Source organism: Streptomyces decoyicus (genome assembly GCF_019880305.1).
GTDB classification, from domain to species: Bacteria; Actinomycetota; Actinomycetes; order Streptomycetales; family Streptomycetaceae; genus Streptomyces; species Streptomyces decoyicus.
Map to the genome: position 1 here is coordinate 2,389,188 of NZ_CP082301.1, position 20,837 is coordinate 2,410,024.

Genomic DNA, 20,837 nt, shown 5'->3' on the forward strand with positions numbered 1-20,837 from the left:
GTGACGAAGGGGTCACGCCCATGACGCTACGGACGTTCGCTCATGCCCTCCACGACCAATTTCGCCATGAAGTCATGACCCGTGAGGCATGAGAGAGGGGAGCGATTCCTCCGCCGCCGCCAGGATTTCGGTGACCCGGAGGCCGAAGTGGATATCGCAGGCGTTGGGCAGTCCGGTCTCGGCGGCGGTGAGCAGGGCGTCGACGGCGTGGCGGTAGGCCACGTCGGGGCCGTCCTGGCGGCGGGGCAGGGAGGTGACGCCCGCGGTGCCGCGGAGGGTGACCTCGACGCCCGCCGCCGCGGCGGGCGCGGTCAGGCCGACGGTCGCCGAACTGGCCGCGCCACTGCCGTGACGCATCGTCAGCAGCACCGCGTCGGCCGGGCCCCGGGTCGCGGTGACCGCTTCCGCGTCGCCGAGCACCGGCAGCAGCACCGACAGCGCATGCGGGCCGACGTCCCACAGGCCGCCCTTCTCGCGGCGCCAGGGCGAGTCGGCGTACGGGCTGGAGCTGTCGTCGGCGAAGACCGAGCCGAGCCAGTCGGCATGCGCGGTGAACCAGCCACCGACCGCGGCCTGGGCGGCGATCCACTCCCCCTCCTGCTCCCCGAAGCGCGCCGTGAAGAAGACCACCGAGGCGATGCCCGCCCGGTCGGCGGCCGTGGCGACGGCGCGCGCCTCGGCCACGGAGGTGGCCACCGGCTTGTCCAGGAGGAGATGGCAGCCGGCCTCGGCGGCGCGGACCGCCAACGGGGCCTGCACGGACGGCGGCAGGGCGATCGCGACGGCGTCGCAGGCCTCGAACAGCTCGTCGGGGGTCTCGTACGGGTGGGTGCGGTGGACCTGGGCCAGCGCGGCGGCCGCCTCCGGTCTGCGCCCCCAGACGCCGGTGAACTCGACGCCGGGGTGCGCGGCGAGGGCGGGGGCGTGGACGCTCCGCGCCCAGGGTCCGGTGCCGAGAAGTCCGATGCGCGGGGTCGTCATGGGGCCAGTGTCTCGCGGGGTGCGGGCCGGGGCGCCGATTTCGCCCCGGCCGCGCCGAGGGCCGAGGGCCGAGGGCCGAGGGGCCGGCCGGTGGCGCTCCGCGCACGCACGTCGTACGGTGCCGCAGAAGCGTCCCCCTAATGCCTCCGCCACATCGGAATGATGTGACGACCGGCACATCCACACCGGAAATCCCAGGCAACTCGGGTGGAAAACCTTAGGAACGCCGGGATGTCCGGCTCGGTAACCTGTGGTTCACAAACGGGCAACGGACGAGAAATAGCGCGTTGCGAGAGTGCGGCGGTACGCCCGCACCGTACCCCGCACCCCCGTGAAGAGGACCCCGTGAGCATCAAGGCCGAGTACATCTGGATCGACGGCACGCAGCCGACCGCCAAGCTCCGCTCCAAGACCAGGATTCTGACCGACGGCAGCAAGCTGCCCCGGTGGGGCTTCGACGGGTCCAGCACGAACCAGGCCGAAGGCCACGCCTCGGACCTGGTGCTGGAGCCGGTCTTCAGCTGCCCGGACCCGATCCGCGGCGGCGACCACCTGCTGGTGCTGTGCGAGGTACTGCACACCGACCTCACCCCGCACCCCTCCAACACCCGTGCGCTGCTGCGTCCGGTCGCGGAGCGGTTCGCCGACCAGGAAGCCATCTTCGGCATCGAGCAGGAGTACACCTTCCTCAAGGGCGACCGCCCGCTCGGCTTCCCCGAGGGCGGCGGCTACCCGGCTCCCCAGGCCGACTACTACTGCGGTGTGGGCGCCGACGCGATCTTCGGCCGGGAGATCGTCGAGAAGCACCTCGACCTGTGCCTGGCGGCCGGCCTCGGCCTGTCCGGCATCAACGCCGAGGTCATGCCCGGCCAGTGGGAGTTCCAGGTGGGCGCGCTGCCCGCGCTGGAGGTCTCGGACCACATGTGGGTGGCCCGCTGGCTGCTGCACCGGGTGGCGGAGGAGTTCGGCGTCACCGCGTCGCTGGACGCCAAGCCGGCCAAGGGCGACTGGAACGGCGCGGGCGCGCACACCAACTTCTCCACCCGCGCGATGCGGGAGGGCTACGACGCGATCATCACCGCCTGTGAGGCGCTGGGCCAGGACGACAAGCCGCTGGAGCACGTCCGCCAGTACGGCACCGGCATCGAGGACCGGCTGACCGGCGCGCACGAGACCGCCCCCTGGGACGCGTACTCCTACGGCGCCTCCGACCGCGGCGCCTCGGTGCGGATCCCCTGGCAGGTCGAGGTCGAGAAGAAGGGCTACATCGAGGACCGGCGTCCGAACGCCAACGTCGACCCGTATGTGGTCACCCGGCTGATGGTGGACACCTGCTGCACGGAGCTGGCGCGGCGCGAGCAGATCTGACGTCTCCAGCACGACGGACGAAGGGGCCGGACCGCTGTGGTCCGGCCCCTTCGCCTGTGCCGCACGGCCCTCGCCGGGCACAGGCAGGCGCAAGCGGGCGCAGTTCAGGGGCCGTTTGTCAGTGGCGGCTGGCACGCTGGGGGCATGCTTGCGATCAGCGTCAAGACCGAGACCGGGCCGGACCGCGCACGCCCGGACGAAGCCGAACTCGCCGGGCTGCTGCGGCGGATCGGCGCCGACGACGACCATTTCGTGGTCGTCGAGCGGTTCCCCGAACAGGGCCAGGTGTTCGTGCAGACCTGGCGGGACGGCGACGGGCCGTTCTCGGTCGAGTACCGCGACGGCGCTCCGGAGCGGCACTTCCGCGCGGAGAGCGACGATACCGACCGGGTCGTCGGGCTCTTCCTGGACTGGGCGCGCGGCGGCGCGGCCTGGCGTACGGCGCTCGACTGGCAGCCGGCGGATCTCTACTCGACCCCCGGCCTGGACCCGAAGACCCGCGCGGCCGCCGAGGAGCGGGCCCGTAAGGACATTTGTTCCGGTTTCTGGGACTTCCATGAGGTCGCCCAGGGCGTCTGTGACGCCTTCGGCCCGGAGGATCCCCCGGTCTCGCTGGAGGAGGCGCGGCGGATCGTCGGGGGCCTGTGGGAGGAGCGGCTCGCCGAGCAGGCCGAGTGGCCCGCGGTGACCGACGCCGACCGGGTCGAGCAGGCCTTCGAAGCACTGGACGCCCGGGGCCTGACCGCCCGGATGAACTTCAGCTGTTGCAGCAACTGCGCGCTGGGCGAGATAGCGGCCGAACGCGGCGAAGGAGACCGGGGCTTCGTCTTCTTCCACTTCCAGGACACCGAGTCGGCCGTGCAGGGCCATGGCCTGTCGGTCCGCTACGGCGCCTACGCGGACGCCGGGGAGGCCTCCGCGCAGGACCGGGCCGGCGTCGGACGGGCGGTGGTGGCGGCGTTCGCCGAGGCGGGCCTGCCGGCGCAGTGGGACGGCGATCCGGACCGGGTCATCGAGGTCGCCCCGCTGGACTGGCGCAAGAGACTGCCGCGGACGGGGGCCTGAGATGCCGGGCGCCGCATCGCGGAGGAAAGCTTCCGGTCGTCTGTCGCGTGCCCTACCACGCGTCCTGCCGATCTCCCTGTCACGTGGCCTGCCGACAGCCCTGTCGCGTGGCCTGCCGACCGCTGTACCGCGCGTCCCGCGGACCACCGCACCGCGTGGCCTGCCGGCCGCCGTTCCCTGGGCCGCGTCGCTGTATGTCGGCGCCGTGCAGCTCGGCGCGTATGCCACCGCGCAGCTGCCCGGCCGGCGGCGAACGGAGCTGCTGCGTACGCACTCCACCAACGTCGACAATCTGCGGGCCGGCCGGTGGCAGACGCTGGCCACCAGCGCCGTGTTCGTCGAGGATCCGCTGCCGGTGGCGTACAGCGCCGCGCTGCTCGCCGCGCTCGGCACGGCCGAGGCGCGATGGGGCGTATGGCGTGCGGCGGGGGTGTTCGCGGCCGGCCATGCGGGGGCCAGCCTGCTGGTCTACGGGGCCCTGCGGCGGCGGACGCGGGCAGGCACCCCCACCGCCACCGCCACCGCGGCCTCCGCCCGGGTCTCCCCCACCCACGCCACCGAGGAAACGGGTGCGGAGCCGCCGGACACGACCGCACGGGCCATCGACGTCGGAGCGAGCTACGGCTTCAACGCCACCGTGGGCGCCCTCGCCGCGACCGTCCCGCACCACGGCGCGCGGGCCGCGGCGACGGCCGGTCTGCTGGCACTGGGCGTACGCCCCGTACTGCGCCGCGGGCGGACGTTCACCGACGTCGGGCATCTGGCAGCGCTCGTGATCGGAGTGGCGCTGGGGACGGGGATGCGGGTCGGCACGGGGATGCGGGCGGGGGCGGGGGCGGAGGCGAACTCCCAGATCCGGGCGTGAACCCGGGCGTGGAAGCAGGCATGAACCCGCGGCGTGGAAGCGGGGCATGAACCGGGGGGCGGGGAAGCGGGGCGTGAACCCCGGGCGTGAATCCTGGGCGTCCAGGCGCGAACGGCGCATCTCGCAGATATCCGCATTGCGCCGCCCATAGGGGAACATGCCCCGCGAAGCGGATTCCAGCCACCCGCCCGGCCCGCCGTGCTTTCGCCAACTCCCCTACGGAAAAGCGGAGTCGGGACCGGGTCGCCCCCGGTCCCGGTACCTGCGCGGCTGCGGCGCGGCGGAATCCCGTCAAAGGGCCGTCCACCCGAGGGACAGATCACCGACCGTCTGGTTGAATGGGTGCCATGGCCAGCCTTACAGACACCGCGACGGGTCGCAGCGACCTCGAGCCCTTCTGGCCGTCCCGGCAGGCGCACGCATTCGACCGTCTGTGTTGCCGCGCGCACTGAGCGCGGGCCCGCACACGCCTCACCGACGCCGCTGACCGGCGTTCCACGCCCTGCCCGCGCGCACGACGTCCCCGACGCCCCTCTGCGCGAAAGAGCTGACTCCTGATGACGAACGTCCGTACCCTGACCGCCGGTTCCGCGACGGCTCCCCTCCCCGCCCAGCCCGCCCCGCACCCGCACCGTCACCGCCTGCGCGCCGTAGCACCCGACGAGGCCCACCCGTTGCCCGCCACCGCCCCGGGCGGAGCCGCTCCGGACCACAGCGTCCAGTCGGTGTCCGAGCTGCTGAACTCGGGCGCCACCTGGCTTCCGGCACCGCAGCACAGCCTGCCCGCGCTGCCCGGTCAGCCGCCGATGGTCGGCTATCTCGTCCTCGTACCCGCCGAGCAGGTCGCGGCCGCGCCGCCGGCCGCCGGGCCCGTGGTGAGCGCGCCGACCGGCGACGAGATCGTGCGGATCGACCCCGAACAGCGCACCGCACAGGTCCAGGGCCGGCCGCTGGACCTGACCTACCTCGAATTCGAGCTGCTGGCCCATCTGGTGGCGCATCCGCACCGGGTGCACACCCGCGACCAGCTGGTGACCACGGTGTGGGGCTACGGGCACGTCGGCGACGGCCGTACGGTCGATGTCCATGTCGCCCGGCTGCGCCGCAAGTTGGGCGCCGCGCACCGGTCGTCGATCGTGACGGTGCGGCGGGTCGGCTACAAGTACGTGCCGAGCCTCTGAGGCCGGGGCTCGGAGGCCCTCCTCGCGGGGCCGCGGCCGGGCGGGGAGCCGCTCCCCCGCCCGGCCGGACAGCGCTCGCTCCCCGGGGCGGGTCCGTTCCCCGTCCTCCGGGGCGCCCGCCGGTGCAGATATCCCACACCGCACGCCACCACCACCCCGGTTCCGGAAGCCGGCAGCATCGCCTTCGCCGGGGAATCGGTGAGCGCCGCGCCGCCCAGACCGCCGAGGGCGGCGCTGCACACCGCCCAGATGCCCGCGCCCAGCGCGTCCAGCAGGACGAAGCGGCGCAGCGGGAACCGGACGCTCCCGGTGGACAGCGCCGCGACCACCCGGCCGCCGGGCAGGAAGCGGCCGGCGATGACGAGCAGCGCGGCATGCCGTTCGATCCTCGCGCGGGCCCTGGTGTGCCGGGCCCGCCCGCGCCGGCCCCGCAGCAGCCGGGCGATCGCGCGCGGGCCCGCGTACCGTCCCACCGCATAACCGAGGCAGTCACCGGCCAGTGCCCCGGCCGCCGCGACGCCCGCCAGCAGGGCGAGCAGCGGCAGGTCGGGGCCGATGAGCACGGCGACCAGGACCACGGTGGTCTCGCTCGGCATGAACGGCAGCAGCGCGTCGAGGCCGGACACCAGCAGGACGATCAGCCACAGCCAGGGCGAGCCCAGCATGCCCTGGAGCGGCTCGGTGAGCTGGTCCAGCTGCTCAAACATGGGCCGGGGTGTCCCGCACAGGAGCATCCGGCACGGAGGAGCCCGGCCGCGGCGCGGCGGGCAGGAGTGCGGGCCGCGCGGGCGCCTGCCGTACCACCGCCCCCGCTCCCGGCCGGCCGCCCAGCACCGCGCGCGCCGCCCGCTCCGCCAACTCCCGCCGGCCCAGGCGCCCGTCCGCCGCCGTCAGCACCGGATGCGCGGTGACCCGTACGGTCAGCTCACGGGCGGCGAGCACCCGGCGCAGCGAGGCGGCAAAGGTGTCCTCGCCACAGAACGCGGCCACCGTGCTGGGCAGCCCCTGCTGGGTGTAGCCGAGGGTCACCGGGCGGACCGGCGCACCCGCGTCGAGGGCGGCCTGGAAGGTGGCCCGGCGGAAGGTGCCCTGGTCGGCCGTGCACCAAGTGGTGGCCTGCGGGAAGACCGCCACCGACCGCCCGGAGCCGAGCAGTTCGGCCACCTCCTGGACGGTGTGCCGCAGCCGGCGGGGACTCGTACGGTCGATGAAGTGCGTACCTGCCCTGCGGGCCAGGCCGCCGACGACCGGCCAGCCGCCGACCTCGCGCTTGGCGAGCAGGGTGACCGGTTCGACGGCGAGCAGGGCGAGGATGTCGAGCCAGGAGATGTGGTTGAGGACGATGAGGGTGCCGGTGCCGTCCCCCGCGGTGAGGGAGGCCGCGCCCTCGACGCGGACGCCGAGCGCCTCCAGCAGCGCCCCGGCGTGGGCCCGCAGCCGTACCGGGTCGGCCATCCGCTCGCCGTCCGTCAGCGCCCGCCGCACGGTGTGGGCGAACGCGGCGCCGCGGCGGGCGATACGGGTCGCCGGTACGCGCGGCAGCGCGTGTGCGGCGCAGTCCGGGGTGCAGCCGGACCAGACGTCCCAGGGACCGTTCACCGCTCCCCCAGGAAGTAGCGCCGGTAGCGGTCGCCCAGCCGTTCCATGTCCAGGACGACGAAGAAATCGGCGACATCGAACTCGGGGTCGTGGGCGGGCGCGCCGCAGATGAACGCGCCGATGCGCAGATAGCCGCGGAGCAGCGGCGGCAGCTGGGCGAGGCCGGGGCGGTCGGGGACGGGGAGCGTGGCGTGCCAGGGGTGGTGCGGGGTGACCTGGAGCTCGGGCGGTGCGGCGTAGCGGGTCCGGCCCAGCCCCCAGGCGTGGGCGGCGGCGGTGCCGCCGTCGGCGAGCGGGACGGAGGCGCAGCCGGCGAGGTAGCGGTGGCCGGAGAGCAGGGTGTAGCGGGCGAGCGCGGCCCACATCCGGGTCATGACGGCGCCACCGCGGTGGTCGGGGTGCACACAGGAGCGGCCGGCCTCGATGAGGGAGGGGCGCAGCCCCGCCAGGGCGCCGAGGTCGAACTCGCCGTCGGAGTACAGCCGCGGGCTGCGGCCGGGCGGCAGCAGCCGGTAGGTGCCGACGACTTCGCCGGTGGCGGTGTGGGTGACGACGAGGTGGTCGGCGAGTTCGTCGACGGCGTCGATGTCGTGGCCGGCCAGCGGGGAGTGCAGGGTCGCGCCCATCTCCTCGGCGAAGACCTGGTGACGCAGCCGCTGTGCGGCGCGGATCTGCTCGCGGGTGCCGGCGATCTCCGCGGTGTAGCCGGGGTCGGCGGGGGCGGTTGCCGGTGTGAGGGCGGTTGCTGGTGCGGTTGCTGGTGCCGGTGCGGGGGCGGGTACGGATGCCGGTGCGGGGGCGGGAGTGGTGTGGGGGACGGCGGCGGACGCGGTCGATGCCATGCTCATGAGAGCCCTCCTGGGGAGTGGGGAGGCTGTGCGAGTCGACGGGGCGGTGAGACAGCGGGCCTGCGGGCCGCGCGGGGCAGCCGTTGCACTGCTCCGCAGTGGTGCGGGTGCCCCCTGGGGAGGGGGCGTTCACCCGATGACCTGGCCCTTCTCTACGCGGGAGACTGTTCCCGTGCCCGACGGCCGGGCGCGTGAAGCCCAGGGAGCGAACGGGTGAGGGTCCGCAGAACACTGGTCGCCGCCGCCCGGAGGGCGCACGCCCCCTACTGCCCTTCCGACTCCCCCAGCCGACGGGCGCTGACGGACGCCAACGGCCCTGGCCCCCTTGGACCGCGGCTGACCGACCGTTAGCGTGCCCCCGCACGGGACTGTTGTTACCACCGAGCCGTGGGGGCACACGTGAGCCGACCGTCACGACGCGCACTGTTGGGAACCGCCGGAGCGATCGGCGCCGGAGCGGCGCTCGGCGGGGCCGCCCCCGCCGGGACTTCCGCCCGGAGCCGGGAGCGGGCACCGGCGTACGACTCCGCACGGGCGTATGACACCGCACCGGCGCAGGCGGCGCTGGCCCGGCTGCTGCCCCGGCACGCCGATCAGTTCCAGCTGGTGCCGCTCGCCCCGGACGGCGGCGCCGACCGCTTCCGGGTGCAGGGCCGGGCGGGCCGGATCACGGTCTCCGGGACCACCCCCGCGGTGCTGCTGACCGGCGTGAACTGGTACCTCAAATACACCTGCCGGGCCCATCTGTCGTGGGCCGGCGACCAGACGGCGCTGCCGGACCGGCTGCCCGCCCCGGCCTCCCCGATGGAGCGGGCCACCTCTCTGCCGCACCGCTTCGCCCTCAACGACACCCACGACGGTTACACCGCCCCGTACGCGGACTGGCCGCACTGGGAGCGGATGATCGACGTGCTGGCGCTGCACGGGGTGAACGAGGTGCTGGTCACCCCGGGCTCCGAGGCCGTCTACCACCGGCTGCTGACCGACTTCGGCTACTCCGACACCGAGGCCCGCGGCTGGCTCCCGGCGCCTTCGCACCAGCCGTGGTGGCTGTTGCAGAACATGAGCGGCTACGACGGCCCGCTCAGCCGCCAACTGATCGACAAGAGAGCGGAGTTGGGCCGCAGGATCACCGACCGGCTGCGTGCGCTGGGCATGCGTCCCGTCCTGCCCGGCTACTTCGGCACCGTCCCGGACGGTTTCGCCGCCCGCAACCCCGGGGCGCGCACCGTGCCGCAGGGCACCTGGTCCGGCCTCAAGCGCCCCGACTGGCTCGATCCGCGCACCGACGTCTTCGCCGCGGCCGCCGCCTCCTTCTACCGCCACCAGCAGCAACTCCTGGGACCTGCGGACCACTTCAAGATGGACCTGCTGCACGAGGGCGGCGACCCCGGGGACGTCCCCGTACCGGACGCCGCCCGCGCCGTCGAGAAGGCGCTGCGCACCGCCCGCCCCGATGCCACCTGGGTGATCCTGGGCTGGCAGGAGAACCCCCGGCGCGATCTGCTGGACGCCGTCGACCACGACCGGATGCTGATCGTGGACGGCCTCAGCGACCTGGACACGGTCACCGACCGGGAGCGGGACTGGGGCGGGGTGCCGTACGCCTTCGGCTCCATCCCCAACTTCGGCGGCCGCACCACCATCGGCGCCAAGACCCACATCTGGGCCGAGCGCTTCACCGCCTGGCGCGACAAGCCGGGCAGCGAGCTCGCCGGGACCGCGTACATGCCGGAGGCCGCCGAGCGCGACCCGGCCGCCTTCGAGCTGTTCAGCGAGCTGGCCTGGCGGGAGCGCCCGGTGGACCGCACGGCCTGGTTCGACGGCTATGCCGACCTCCGCTACGGCGCCCGCGACGAGGGGGCCCGCGCCGCGTACGCCGCGCTGCGCACCAGCGCGTACGAGATCTCCAGCAAGGACGGCCGTCCGCACGACTCGGTCTTCGCCGCCCGGCCCAGCCTCGCCGCCCGCTCCGGCACGGTCTGGGCCACCCACACCCCGGCCTTCGACCCGGCGGGGTTCGACACCGCGTTCGCCGCGCTGCTGAGGGTCCGCCCGGCGCTGCGCGGCAGCGATGCCTACCGCCACGATCTGACGGATGCCGCCCGGCAGGCCCTCGCCAACCGGTCCTGGCAGCTGATCGGGCAGCTCCAGGAGGCCTACCGGCGCAAGGACCGGGCGACCTTCCGTGCGCTGTCCGGGCTGTGGCTGCGACTGATGCGGCTCAGCGACGAGGTCACCGGCGCGCACCGGCTGTTCCTGCTCGGGCCGTGGCTGGCGGATGCCAGGGCCATGGCGACCGGCCCCGAGGAGGAGGCGCGGCTGGAACACAGCGCCCGTGCGCTGATCACCACCTGGGCGGACCGGGCCACCGCCGACGGCGGCTCGCTCGCCAACTACGCCAACCGCGACTGGCACGGCCTGATCGGCGAGGTCCATCTGCCGCAGTGGCAGGCGTACTTGGACGAACTGTCGGATGCGCTGGCCGCGGACCGGCCGCCGAAGACCTTCGACTGGTACGCCCTGGAAGAGCCCTGGACCCGCGCCCGCACCGGCCATCCCCTGCGCCCGACCACCGACGCGTACCGCACCGCGCAGCGGGTCCACGACACCCTCGCCAAGGCCCCGTACCAGGGCACCATCACGGTCACCGCCGATCCGTCCGCCCTGCCGCCGGGCGGCCGGGCCACCGTCACCGCGGCGCTGCGCAACGTCAACGGGCTGCGGGCGACCGGCCGGGTGGACTTCGCGCTCACCGGCATCGACGCCACCGCGTCGGGCCCGGTGTCGCTGCCGTCGCTCCCGCCCGGCGGCACCGGCCGGGCCCGCTGGCAGGTCACCGCCCCCGCCGGCCCCCTCAACGCCCCCCTGCACCCGCTCCCCTACGACCTCAGCGCCGACTACGGCCCGAAGGGCGAGCCACGGGTCCGCGCGGCGCGGCACGGCACCCTGTTCGTGGCCGGGCCGCTGGACGACGAGCTCAGAACCGTCACCACCAATGCGGCGGTTTTCGGCCAGTTGGGCGACCGGCTGGCCGTCAACGGCGGCGGCGCGGACCTGTGGAAGGCCACCGCCGAGTTCGGCGCGGTCTACCGGCCGGGCGCGCTCACCGCCGGCGGCTCGGCCACCGTCGAGGTCACCTCCCAGGACCCGACCGGCCCCTGGGCCCGCGCCGGCCTCATCGTCCGCAACCGCCTCGCCCCGCCGTCCGCCCCGGGCACACCGGACGCCCTGGGCTTCCTCAACCTGTCCGTCACCCCCGCCAACGGCGTCGTGCTCTCCTACGACGCCAACGGCGACGGCACCCTGGACACCTACCGGCGGATCACCGGCATCACCGCGCCCGTCCTGCTCCGCCTGACCCGCGGGAAGGACGGCGCGGGCGGCGGTACGTACACCGGCTCCTGCTCCACCGACGACGGCGCGACCTGGCGCGAAATCGCCACCGTGACCGTCCCCGCAGCCGCCGCCCGGCAGGACGCCGGTCTGCACCAGTCCGCCGCCAACTCCGCGACCGGGGACCGCGGTACGGCGGAATTCCGCCGGTGGAACCCGGCCTGAGCGCCGCGTACGCTGACCGGCAACGGACCACGAGCGAGGGGATCACGGTATGAGTGCCGCAGCTGAGAAGGAGTGGCTCTACGCCCTCGACATCTCCGACGCCACCTGGCAGCGCGCCCCCGGCGACGCCGAGGAGGCCGTGGAGATCGCCTTCCTGGAGCGGGGCGCGGTGGCCATGCGCAACTCCACGGACCCCGATGTGGTACTGCGCTACACCGAGGCGGAGTGGCGGGCGTTCGTACTCGGCGCGCGGGACGGCGAGTTCGACCTACAGCGCTGAGCCGGCCGGACCGGCAGATCTGAGGCGCGTCCTCCCCGGTCTCCGTGGGAGACACCCCCTGGCGGCCACCGCGGTCGGCGCACCGCGGTGGCCGCAGCCGTGTGCGGGTCACCCGTCAGGGCGCCCGTCAGGGCCGGTGACCATCACAGGAATCACTCGTTTCACCGAACGTGAAGCAGCAGCAAGCGACACCCCAGCGTCCGGACCGCACCTCACCCGGCAGCCTCGAGGACATCGGTGACGTCATCGACGTCGAGCAGGCCGAGGCGGCGCTGGTCGAGCACTACCCCCGGCTGGTCCGGCTGGCCTATCTCGTCCTGCCGGCGGGCCAGGGCCGCAGCCGGCGGGTGCTTGCCGCCCACGGAGTGGTGCAGCGGACCCTGCCGCGGCAGCGCAGCTCCACCCGCGGCCTCGGACTGCCCGCCCAGCGCGCCGGCACGGACGCGGCGATCGACCCCGGCTATGCCTTCGTACGGCTGCGGGTCCTGCGCGCCGCCCTGGCCGCGGGACGCTCGCGCCGGTGGCTGCCGGTGCCGCCGCCCCCGCTCCCCCAGGTCTGGGGGCTACGGCTCTTCCCGCGTTCCGGGGGCGCCGACGAACTGGCGCTGGACCAGGCGTTGTCGGCGCTGTCCGGGCCGGGCCGGGCGGCGTTCGTGCTGCGCGATCTGGAGCGGCTGAGCGCGCCCGAGACCCGCCGGGTGCTGGAAGCCGCCGGGGTGGCGCATCCCCGTGAGGCGCTGGAGGAGGCGGAGCGGGCCGCGACACCGGCCGGCAGCCGGGACCGGTCGCTGCTGGAGTCGCCGGAGTTCGACCCGTGCGCCCTCCAGGCCCGGCCGACGGATCTGATCCGGCGGCGGCAGCACGGCCGGGCGGTGCTGACGGCCGGTGTGGCGGTGCTGGTGTGCGGGGCGCTGCTGGGGCTGCCGGGCGAAGGCTGGGGCCCGGACGGCGCCGCCGCCCCGCCGTACGCGCAGAACGCGGCGGCCGAGGCGGCCCTGGACCCCGGAAAGCTCGCGGTGACCTCCGCGACCGCCTGGAAGGACGCCGCACGGCAGGACTTCTCCGCCTGGCCCGCCCGCGGCGACCGGATCCACGACAAGGCGCTGCTGCGGCGGGCGCTGGCCGTGTGGGCCAGGCCCGGGGCCGGCGTACAGGTCTCGGCGACGCCCGGCACCCCGGCCGGCCCGGCGTCCGGCCCGGCCCAGCTGCTGTTCGCCGGCGTGGTGGACCATGTCGTGGTGGTGCTCCTCCACGACGGGCTGCGGGTGATCCGCTACGCGGAGGCGGCGGACGGCGAGGGGCAGAGCGACGGCACGGGCGCGGCGCTGGACTTCGCGCGCACGGACGGCGCGGCGGCCGCTTCGGCGAGCGCGCTGGTCGTGAGCCGTACACAGGGCAACATCCGGTATCTGACCGCCCCCTGGGTGAAGTCGGCGCGGCTGACCGATCTGGTCAAGCCGGACGCGGCGGACCGGCCGGTGACGATCGGGGCGAGCGGGATGACCACTGCGGTGCCCACTCCGCAGCCCGCGGAGAAGTGCACGACCTGGCCGGCCCTGCGGATGGGCGGCCATCTGCTCACCGATCTCGGTGAACTGACCCCGGCCCGGCTGACGTACGGCCCCCCACGCAAGCCGGGCGAGGTGGCCGCACCGCGGGCCAGGACGGCCTGGGCGCGCACGGCCTGCCAGCTGCCCGCGGCGCGCGGGCTGGGCGTCCGCGCCGTGAACGCCTGGGAGTTCGCCCACCAGCCGCTGCCCGGGGGCGCGGGCGACGCGGCCTGGCTGTGCACCCGCGCCGAGACCTGGCGCGGTGCGGGCAGCCGGACGATGGCACAGATCCAGACACCGGCACCGGACGGCCGGCCGTATGCGGCCGGCACGGTGGCGGCGCGCACCGAGGGCGGTACGGCCTGCGGCCCCCGGGCGCCGCGCGCCCTGGCCGGGGTGCTGTGGAAGGCCACCACCGGCCAGTGGTGGCTGCTGGCGGCGGGCAGCAGCCAGGTCACCTCGATCACCGCAACCGGCGGCGTGCACGGCCAGACCCCCGGCCGCCTGCTGTCCCTCCCGGCGAAGGCGGGCGACCGCGCGGAGCTGAAGGGACAACTGGCGAACGGCAAGGGGATCAAGGGGCTGGGCTGACCCTGCATCCCGGTAACCGCCGCTCCCTGCCCGCCGAACGCGGCCTCGTGAGCGTCCTCGTGCGCGGCCTCGTGCGCGGCCTCGTGCGCGGCCTCGTGAGCGGCCTCGTGCGCGTCCTCGTCCGTCCGTAGAGGCCCGGCCAACTCGTGCTCGATCTGTGATTTCACCTGCGATTCCATGGAGCGCCCCGGGTCGTTAGGCTGGTTCGCATGACCACCGGGACACGCCGCAGGATGGGCGTCGAGGAGCGGCGTGAGCAGCTGATCGCCGTCGCACTCGACCTCTTCAGCCACCGTTCCCCCGAGGACGTGTCGATCGACGAGGTCGCCGAGGCGGCCGGCATTTCCCGCCCGCTGGTCTACCACTACTTCCCCGGCAAGCAGCAGCTGTACGAGGCCGCGCTGCGGCGGGCCGCCGAGGAGCTCACGGCCCGGTTCGTGGAGCCGCACGAAGGCCCGCTCGGCGCCCGGCTGTTGCGGGTCATGGAACGCTTCTTCGACTTCGTCGAGGAACACGGCCCCGGCTTCTCGGCGCTGATGCGCGGCGGCCCGGCGATCGGTTCGACCCGCACCAGCGCCATGATCGACGGCGTCCGGCAGGCCGCCTACGTGCAGATCCTCGCCCATCTCGGCATCCCCGACCCCGCCCCCCGGCTGGAGTTGGTGGTCCGCTCCTGGATCTCGCTGGCCGAGACCACCGCGCTGCTGTGGCTGGACGGGCGGCCGATCCCGCGTAAGGAGCTGGAGCGGCAGCTGGTGCACGACTTCGCGGCGCTGGCGACGGTGAGCGCCGCGTACGACGAGCGGATGGCCCAGGTCGTCCGCCAGATCCTGGCCGACGACCCGAGGGACGGGATGTTCGCGGATCTGGCTTCTCGCGTGGGCCGCTTCGCTTAGTTTTTCCCACGTTTTTGGCTTTCCCGCCGTGGGGGTTTCTCGCCGTTTGTCGCCCGCTGCGCGGTGCGCCCGCCGTTGCGCCTGCGGCGGGCGTTGCCGCTGCGCGGGGCTGTCGGGGTGCGGTGACGGACCTCCGGGGCAGGGTGTCCGGACTGCTTCGCTTTACGTCCGGACACCCTGCCCCTCCGGCCCGTCCCCTCCCGTTGGGGGTGGAAAAACCTTGGTCGGGGTGCCGGTTGGTGGTCCGGTGCACCTTGTGTCGCGCACGAAAACCAGCGGCCGAGACGCTCGCCCGCCCCCCTCACCTTCACTCATCCACTCACGGGAGGGGACGGGCCGGAGGGGCCGGGGTGTGGGGCTTTGCTTCCGAAGGCTTCAAGAAAGAGCAAAGGCGGAGCGCAGCGGAGCGTAAAGCGAAGCAGTCCCACACACCGGCCCCGGAGGTCCGTCACCGCACCCACAGCCCCGCGCATCGGACCCCGCCCGCGCAGGCGCAACGGCGGGCGCACCGCGCAGCGGGCGACAAACGGTGAGCAACAACCACGGTCGGCAAAGCCAAAAACGTCGGAAGAAGACAGAATCGCCCCATGAACGAGATCACCTTCCGGCTCGCCTCCGAGGGCGACGATCTGCCGGCCCTGGTTGCGCTGTACGACAGCGCAGCCCGTTGGATGCAGGAGAACGGCATCGACCAGTGGAAGCCCGGCGGAAAGGACGAGGAGCACTTCCGGCTGCGGGTCAAAGAGGGCGAAGTGTGGTTCGCGGAGGCCGGCGGGCGGACAGTGGGTGCCTTCGAACTGTGGTGGCGGGACGAGCCCGCGTGGGGGCCGCAGCCGCCGGAGGCGGGCTATGTACACCGGTTGATGGTGGACCGCGAAGGGGCGCCGGCCGGGGCCGGGCGGGCGATGCTGACGCACGCCGAGCGGCGGATAACCGCGGCAGGGCGGACGTGGTCCCGGCTGGACTGCGTCTCCTCCAATCCGCGGCTGCGGACGTACTACGAGGGTGCCGGTTACACCTTCGTCGGTGAGCAGCGTGCCAAGAAGGGCGACGGCGGCAATCCGTACGCCGTCACCCTCCTCGAAAAGCGGCTGGCCCTCTGACGTCGGACTCGCCGAACGGATGAGTCGCTCGTCCCGGGTCGCCGTCGTCACGATCGAGAACGGCGAGCGGGGCGAAGGTGTCGCGGTGGAAGCCCGTGCGGCTGCCGGTACGCGCTGCGCCGGTCCGGAGCAGCGCGTGCCGGCAGCGTCCATGGTCTTCTTGCCGGTGCACTCCCCGGCACTGACCTGGCTGGCGTGCGTGCAGGTGCTCGTTTTGGCGAGCAGCTTCTGCGTCTTGTCCGCCACGCCGTTGGTGCCCAGGTCGGGGTGGAGCGTGACGCGGCCGTCGTCCCAGGTCACGAGCAGATCGTCACGCTGCTGGTTGGCCGAGTAGCGGCCGGCGGTGATCTGCTGGGCGTGCGGCCAAGCGGTGTTCTTGGCCTTGGCGAGCTGCTTCTCCCCGTGGAAGCCCTTGGCGGCGAGGGGCGTGCAGCGGACCCCCGTGACGGGTGCCGTCCCCCGCCCCCGCTCAGCCTCGACGGTAGACCGCGACAGTCCGGGCCGGGACGCTGAAGGTGCCCGACGGCCGTGCGTAGGACGCGGTGGCAGTGGTCCGGTCGGCGCCGTGCGCCTGGACGGGGTGCAGGGCGTAGCGCTCGCCCGCGAGGTCGCGGACGGTCTGGTCCTGGCGGTGCGGGGTGGCGTTGAGGACGACCACGAGGTTCCCGAGGCGCATGGTGAGCACGCCCGGTGTCTCGGCCTTCCCCGACAGGGGGAACGAGAGCGCCTTTTGTACCGCGGCCGCGGTGGCCAGGCCGAAGGCCGGTTCGGTGGCGTGGATGCGGAGCAGATCGCGGTAGGCGGCGGAGGTGTCGCTGATCGCGGCGCAGCCGGGGCGGAGGGCGGGGTCGGCCAGCAGGGGCTTGGCGTAGGGCCACTTGTCCTTGTTGTCGGCGGCCGGGGGCAGTCCGCGGCCGAAGCCGTTGCCGTCGGCGCAGTTCCAGTGGAGGGCGTTGAACCAGTCGCCGCTGTCGAAGGAGTTGCGGTCCAGGGACTTGGACCGGAGGAGGTCGGAGCCGGCCTGGGAGAGTGCCGGGCCCTGCGAGAGGGCGGCGGTGGCGAGGGCGAGCACCTGCATGCGGGAGCGGTCGGCGGCGCCGGTGCGCTGGGGGAGTTTGTAGGCGAGGGCGTCGTAGAGCGTCTCGTTGTCGTGGGCGTCGGCGTAGGCGAGGGCGTCACCGGGAGCGGCGGCGTAGCCGGCCGGGGCGCCGTTGTAGTCGAGCTGGGAGCCCTTGACGCGGCGGCCGGTGGTGTCGGTGAAGGTGTAGTCGGCGAGGTTGCCGGTGAGGCCGACCTTGATGAGGTCCTGGTAGTGGAGGAGCCGGGCGCGCTGTTCGGCGCGGCTCCCGTTTCCGGTGGAGGAGTTGGGGTCGGTGTACAGGCCCGAGGCGAAGCCCTGGATGCCGGGGTCGCCGTCGAAGGGGCTGCCGCCGCGTACCGCGTCACGGGCCCGGTCGCTGAAGGTCGCGATGCCGGTCCCGGCCATGTTCTTCTGGGTGGCCTGGACGAAGCGGGCATCGTTCGCGGCCTCGCCGAAGTCCCAGCCCTCGCCGTAGAGGACGATGGATTTCCCGTCCACGCCGTCCTTCCGCGGGGTCAGCGCGTCCAACGCCTTGCGGACGGCGAGGATGTTGGCCTTGGGGTGGTGGCCCATGAGGTCGAAGCGGAAGCCGTCGACCTTGTACTCCTTGGCCCAGGTGACGACGGAGTCGACGACGAGCTTGCCCATCATCGTGTGTTCGGGTGCGGTGCCCGAGCAGCAGGTGGAGGTGGCGACGCTGCCGTCGTCGAGGAGGCGCTGGTAGTAGCCGGGGACGATGCGGTCCAGGACGGAGTGCGGGTCCTGGCCGCTCGCGGCGGTGTGGTTGTAGACGACGTCCATGACGGTGCGCAGTCCGGCACCGTTGAGGCCCTGGACCATGCGGCGGAACTCGACGGTGCGGGCCGGGCCCTCGGGGTCGGAGGCGTAGGCCCCTTCCGGGACCGTGTAGTGGAGCGGGTCGTAGCCCCAGTTGTAGGCGTCGTGGGCGGCCGACTTGCCGACACAGTCCTGCTGGCTGTCGGAGTCGGGGGCGTACGAGGCCAGGTCGCAGCCGGGACGTTCCTGGTCGGCGCGTCGTTCGGGCGTGGTGGCGAAGTCGAAGGCGGGCAGCAGATGGACGTACGAGGTACCGGACCGGGCGAGGGAGGCCAGGTGCCGCATTCCGTCCGAGCGCCGGTCGGTGAGGGCGAGGTACTGCCCCGGGTGGCGGGAGGTGCGGTCCTCGACGGAGAAGTCGCGGATCTGCAACTCCTGGATGCGCGCGCGGCGCAGCGGCACCGCGGCGGGCTTCGTCAGCTGTGACCAGCCGGCCGGAGCGAGCTCCGGGTCGTCGAGGTCGGTGACCAGGCTGCGTGCCGAGCCCGCGGTCAGGGCGGTGGAGTAGGGGTCGGTGACCTTGTTGGTGACGGTCTTGCCGACGGTGGGCACCCAGACGGTGACCAGGTAGCGGTACGGCTTTCCGGCCCAGTCACGGGTGCCCTGGACGCGCCAGATACCGGTGGCGTCCTCGCGTCGCATCGGGACCGTACGGCCGTCGAGTTCGAGGGCGACGGTGCGGGCGGTGGGCGCCCAGACGGAGAGAGTGGGGCGGCCGTGGTGGAAGACAGGGCCGAGTGCGGCGTGCCGGGCGCGGGCGCCGTAGAGGTCGTCCAGGACGCCGGGTATCTGGACGCCGGTGAGGGCGCGCTGCCCGTCGGCCCTGCGCTGGGTGGCGAGGAGCTTGTCGCGCAGCGCGGTGCGGGCCAGGCCGCGGTCGCGGGGGTCGACGGTGAAGGCCGGGTAGCCCGTCAGATGCGGATGGGCGAGGCGTTCGGACGGGCTCAGGGTGCCGGGCGTGAGCCGGATGCGCTTGCCGTGCGTCCCGAACTCCAGCTGGGCGGCGGTGCGTTCGGCGCCCTTCCAGATGACGGTGTCCCGGTCGATCCACTGGGCGCGGGCGTCGGCCGGGGTGGGCGCCGGGGCGGCGGTCGCGGAGGTTGCGGCGGGAAGTGCGGCGGCGCACAGGACCATGGCCACGGCGGCGACGGTACGGCGGAGTGGGCCGTTGCGGAGGGGGCCGTTCACGAAGAGGCTCCTTCGGAGGTCGTACGAGTGGTGGGGAGGGTGAGGGGGGGTACGAGGCGTGCAGACGGGCACGCCCCGGATGTCGCGAGGCGGCCGGGGTGGCGTCCGGCCGGGACCGGCTCAGGCGCAGCCCGTGCGCGCCCCCGTGTGCAGGGCCAGTGCGGTGTCCGGGCCCAGCGTCGCGGTGAAGCGGCCCGAGCCGTCCACCGTCACCGGCCGGCCGCTCTGCACGTCGCAGTAGCCGCCGGCCGGCAGCGAGGTCTGGAAGGTGCGGCTGAGCGCGGTGGTCTCATGGTTGATCACCACGAAGCCGTTGCTGCCGCGGCCGAAGGCGATGGCGTCGGCGCCGTTGTCCCACCAGTGGGTGACGGCTCCGCCGCGCACGGCGTTGCGGAAGGCGACCATGCTCGCGGTCTCGGGCCACTTGTGCTGGCACTTCCAGCCCTCCTGCCAGCAGGCGTTCACCTTCCCCCCGTTGGGCGGCCCGGCGTCGCGGTCGGTGAATTCGTAGCCGGAGTGGACATCCGGTGAGCCGTAGGGCCAGGCCAGCATGAAGACGTGGGCGAGGGTGTAGCCGGCGCCGTCCTTGTAGGTGAGGGTGTCGCCGCCGCGCTCGGTGTCGTGGTTGTCGACGAAGACGGCGGCCTCGGCGGTCGGCAGATAGCCCCCGCCCTCGCCGTAGTTCTTCAGATAGGCGAGGTTCTCGTCCTTGAACACCCGCTTGAGGTCACGGGCATAGCGGAATTCCTGGACGTCACCGGTGCCCTGGTACTCGTCAGGGGAGACGGCCTCGCCCGCGCCGTAAATGGCTTCCTGCTTCCAGTAGGCCTGCGGATCGCTCAGCCGGCTCTTGATGTCGGCGAGGTCGTCGGCCGGAATGTGCTTGGCGGCGTCGATGCGGAAGCCGTCGACGCCCAGGGACAGCAGATCGTTGAGGTAGGCGGCGATCCGGCCACGGACGTACGGCTCGCCCGTGTCGAGGTCGGCCAGGCCGACGAGTTCGCAGTGCTGCACGTTCCAGCGGTCGGCGTAGTTGCCGACCTGGGCCGTGCAGTCGTCGAAGTCGAAGACCGAGTAGGTGCCCGGGTAGTCGTACTTGGTGTACGAGGAGCCGCCCGTACCCGTGCCGGATCCGGACGTCATGTGGTTGATGACGGCGTCGGCGACGACCTTCACCCCCGCGCCGTGACAGGCGGCGACCATGTCCGCAAAGGCCGTACGGTCGCCGAGCCGCCCGGCGATCTTGTAGCTGACCGGTTGGTACGAGGTCCACCACTGCCCGCCCTGGACGTGCTCCTGGGGTGGCGACACCTGGACGTAGCCGTATCCGGCGGGCCCCAGGGTCGTGCGGCACTCCGCGGCGACCGACTCGTAGCGCCACTCGAAGAGGACCGCGGTGACGTCCTTGGCGCCGGGGGGTGCCGCCTGGGCCTGCTGGGGCTGTTGCGGCATCACGAAGGCCGCCGCACCCGCCACGAGGGCGAGGGCGGCAGCCGCGGGTCTGCGCGCGGCGTTTTTGATCCGGTGGAGCATGGTTCCTCCTGAGGGGGTGGAGTGACCTTGCTCGGCAACGCGCCGTGCCCGGAAGGCCGTTGAACGGCGTCGGTGGGGGCGACGACGCCGGTGTTGCTGACGGTTCTAGCTGCCGGAATCGGTTGTTGCAAGACCTTACGCAAGACATTGCAAGGGTGTTACGTTCCCTGGCAGCCGGTCCGGCCGACCGGAGGCCCGCCCTGCGGGTCCACGCGCCCGGACGGTCGGACCGGCGTCGGCTGACGGCTCCCCTCGCAGGCAGTTCCTCGGCATACGCCTGGCAGGTGATTCCTCGGCATACGCCTGGCAG

The 20,837-nt window shown here is 73.5% G+C and carries 14 protein-coding genes and 1 pseudogene; 9 read left to right on the forward strand and 6 right to left on the reverse strand.

Annotation, left to right across the window (positions count from 1 at the left end):
- Positions 1-72: 72 nt before the first annotated feature.
- Positions 73-981, reverse strand: coding sequence for a Gfo/Idh/MocA family protein (locus K7C20_RS10480; RefSeq protein WP_078953001.1), 909 nt, complete (start codon positions 979-981; stop codon positions 73-75).
- A 345-nt stretch (positions 982-1,326) separates the two neighbouring features.
- Between K7C20_RS10480 and glnII the strand changes: the two genes are divergently transcribed.
- The 4 genes from glnII to K7C20_RS10500 all read left to right on the forward strand — a co-directional run bounded on the left by glnII (position 1,327) and on the right by K7C20_RS10500 (position 5,460).
- Complete coding sequence (gene glnII / locus K7C20_RS10485; RefSeq protein ID WP_030083651.1) at positions 1,327-2,349, forward strand: glutamine synthetase; 1,023 nt, start codon at positions 1,327-1,329, stop codon at positions 2,347-2,349.
- A 144-nt stretch (positions 2,350-2,493) separates the two neighbouring features.
- Entirely contained in the window at positions 2,494-3,414 is a 921-nt protein-coding gene (locus tag K7C20_RS10490) for a DUF6891 domain-containing protein (RefSeq protein ID WP_030083649.1), read from the forward strand.
- Positions 3,415-3,619: 205 nt separating this feature from the next.
- The gene (locus K7C20_RS10495) at positions 3,620-4,279 is read left to right on the forward strand and encodes a rhomboid-like protein (RefSeq protein ID WP_246655293.1); all 660 of its coding nucleotides are present in this window, start codon (positions 3,620-3,622) and stop codon (positions 4,277-4,279) included.
- A 557-nt stretch (positions 4,280-4,836) separates the two neighbouring features.
- A complete protein-coding gene (locus K7C20_RS10500; protein WP_053208838.1) occupies positions 4,837-5,460 on the forward strand; it encodes a winged helix-turn-helix domain-containing protein in 624 nt (207 codons plus the stop codon).
- Here K7C20_RS10500 and K7C20_RS10505 read toward each other — a convergent pair.
- From K7C20_RS10505 to K7C20_RS10515, 3 genes are read right to left on the reverse strand one after another with little or no spacing between them, the layout of a single operon-like run.
- Positions 5,436-6,167, reverse strand: coding sequence for a DedA family protein (locus K7C20_RS10505; RefSeq protein ID WP_053208839.1), 732 nt, complete (start codon positions 6,165-6,167; stop codon positions 5,436-5,438). The two genes, K7C20_RS10500 and K7C20_RS10505, sit on opposite strands and share 25 nt — an antisense overlap.
- Positions 6,160-7,059, reverse strand: a complete 900-nt coding sequence (locus K7C20_RS10510; protein WP_048829691.1) for a lysophospholipid acyltransferase family protein — start codon at positions 7,057-7,059, stop codon at positions 6,160-6,162. Before K7C20_RS10510 ends, K7C20_RS10505 begins: the two co-directional genes overlap by 8 nt.
- Positions 7,056-7,907, reverse strand: a complete 852-nt coding sequence (locus K7C20_RS10515; RefSeq protein ID WP_053208840.1) for a GNAT family N-acetyltransferase — start codon at positions 7,905-7,907, stop codon at positions 7,056-7,058. The genes K7C20_RS10510 and K7C20_RS10515 overlap by 4 nt, the downstream gene beginning before the upstream one ends.
- 399 nt (positions 7,908-8,306) lie before the next feature.
- Here K7C20_RS10515 and K7C20_RS10520 point away from each other — a divergent pair, with 399 nt between their 5' ends.
- The 5 genes from K7C20_RS10520 to K7C20_RS10540 all read left to right on the forward strand — a co-directional run bounded on the left by K7C20_RS10520 (position 8,307) and on the right by K7C20_RS10540 (position 15,888).
- On the forward strand, positions 8,307-11,468 hold the full coding sequence (locus tag K7C20_RS10520; protein ID WP_053208841.1) for an alpha-N-acetylglucosaminidase: 3,162 nt from the start codon (positions 8,307-8,309) through the stop codon (positions 11,466-11,468).
- A 49-nt stretch (positions 11,469-11,517) separates the two neighbouring features.
- Positions 11,518-11,748 (forward strand): DUF397 domain-containing protein, encoded by a 231-nt coding sequence (locus tag K7C20_RS10525; protein WP_030083635.1) that lies wholly within the window; start codon positions 11,518-11,520, stop codon positions 11,746-11,748.
- 170 nt (positions 11,749-11,918) lie between these two features.
- Positions 11,919-13,889 (forward strand): hypothetical protein, encoded by a 1,971-nt coding sequence (locus tag K7C20_RS10530; protein WP_053208842.1) that lies wholly within the window; start codon positions 11,919-11,921, stop codon positions 13,887-13,889.
- 209 nt (positions 13,890-14,098) lie between these two features.
- Positions 14,099-14,785 (forward strand): TetR/AcrR family transcriptional regulator, encoded by a 687-nt coding sequence (locus K7C20_RS10535; RefSeq protein ID WP_053208843.1) that lies wholly within the window; start codon positions 14,099-14,101, stop codon positions 14,783-14,785.
- A gap of 587 nt (positions 14,786-15,372) precedes the next feature.
- Entirely contained in the window at positions 15,373-15,888 is a 516-nt protein-coding gene (locus K7C20_RS10540; protein WP_030083625.1) for a GNAT family N-acetyltransferase, read from the forward strand.
- A 469-nt stretch (positions 15,889-16,357) separates the two neighbouring features.
- On the opposite strand, the gene pulA is transcribed toward K7C20_RS10540, so the two are convergent.
- Both pulA and K7C20_RS10550 read right to left on the reverse strand, forming a co-directional pair.
- Positions 16,358-18,994, reverse strand: a complete 2,637-nt coding sequence (gene pulA, locus K7C20_RS10545) for a pullulanase-type alpha-1,6-glucosidase (RefSeq protein WP_245171008.1) — start codon at positions 18,992-18,994, stop codon at positions 16,358-16,360.
- Positions 18,995-19,126: 132 nt separating this feature from the next.
- Positions 19,127-20,527 (reverse strand): annotated as a pseudogene (locus tag K7C20_RS10550) (alpha-amylase); the annotation flags it as partial.
- Positions 20,528-20,837: the final 310 nt, after the last annotated feature.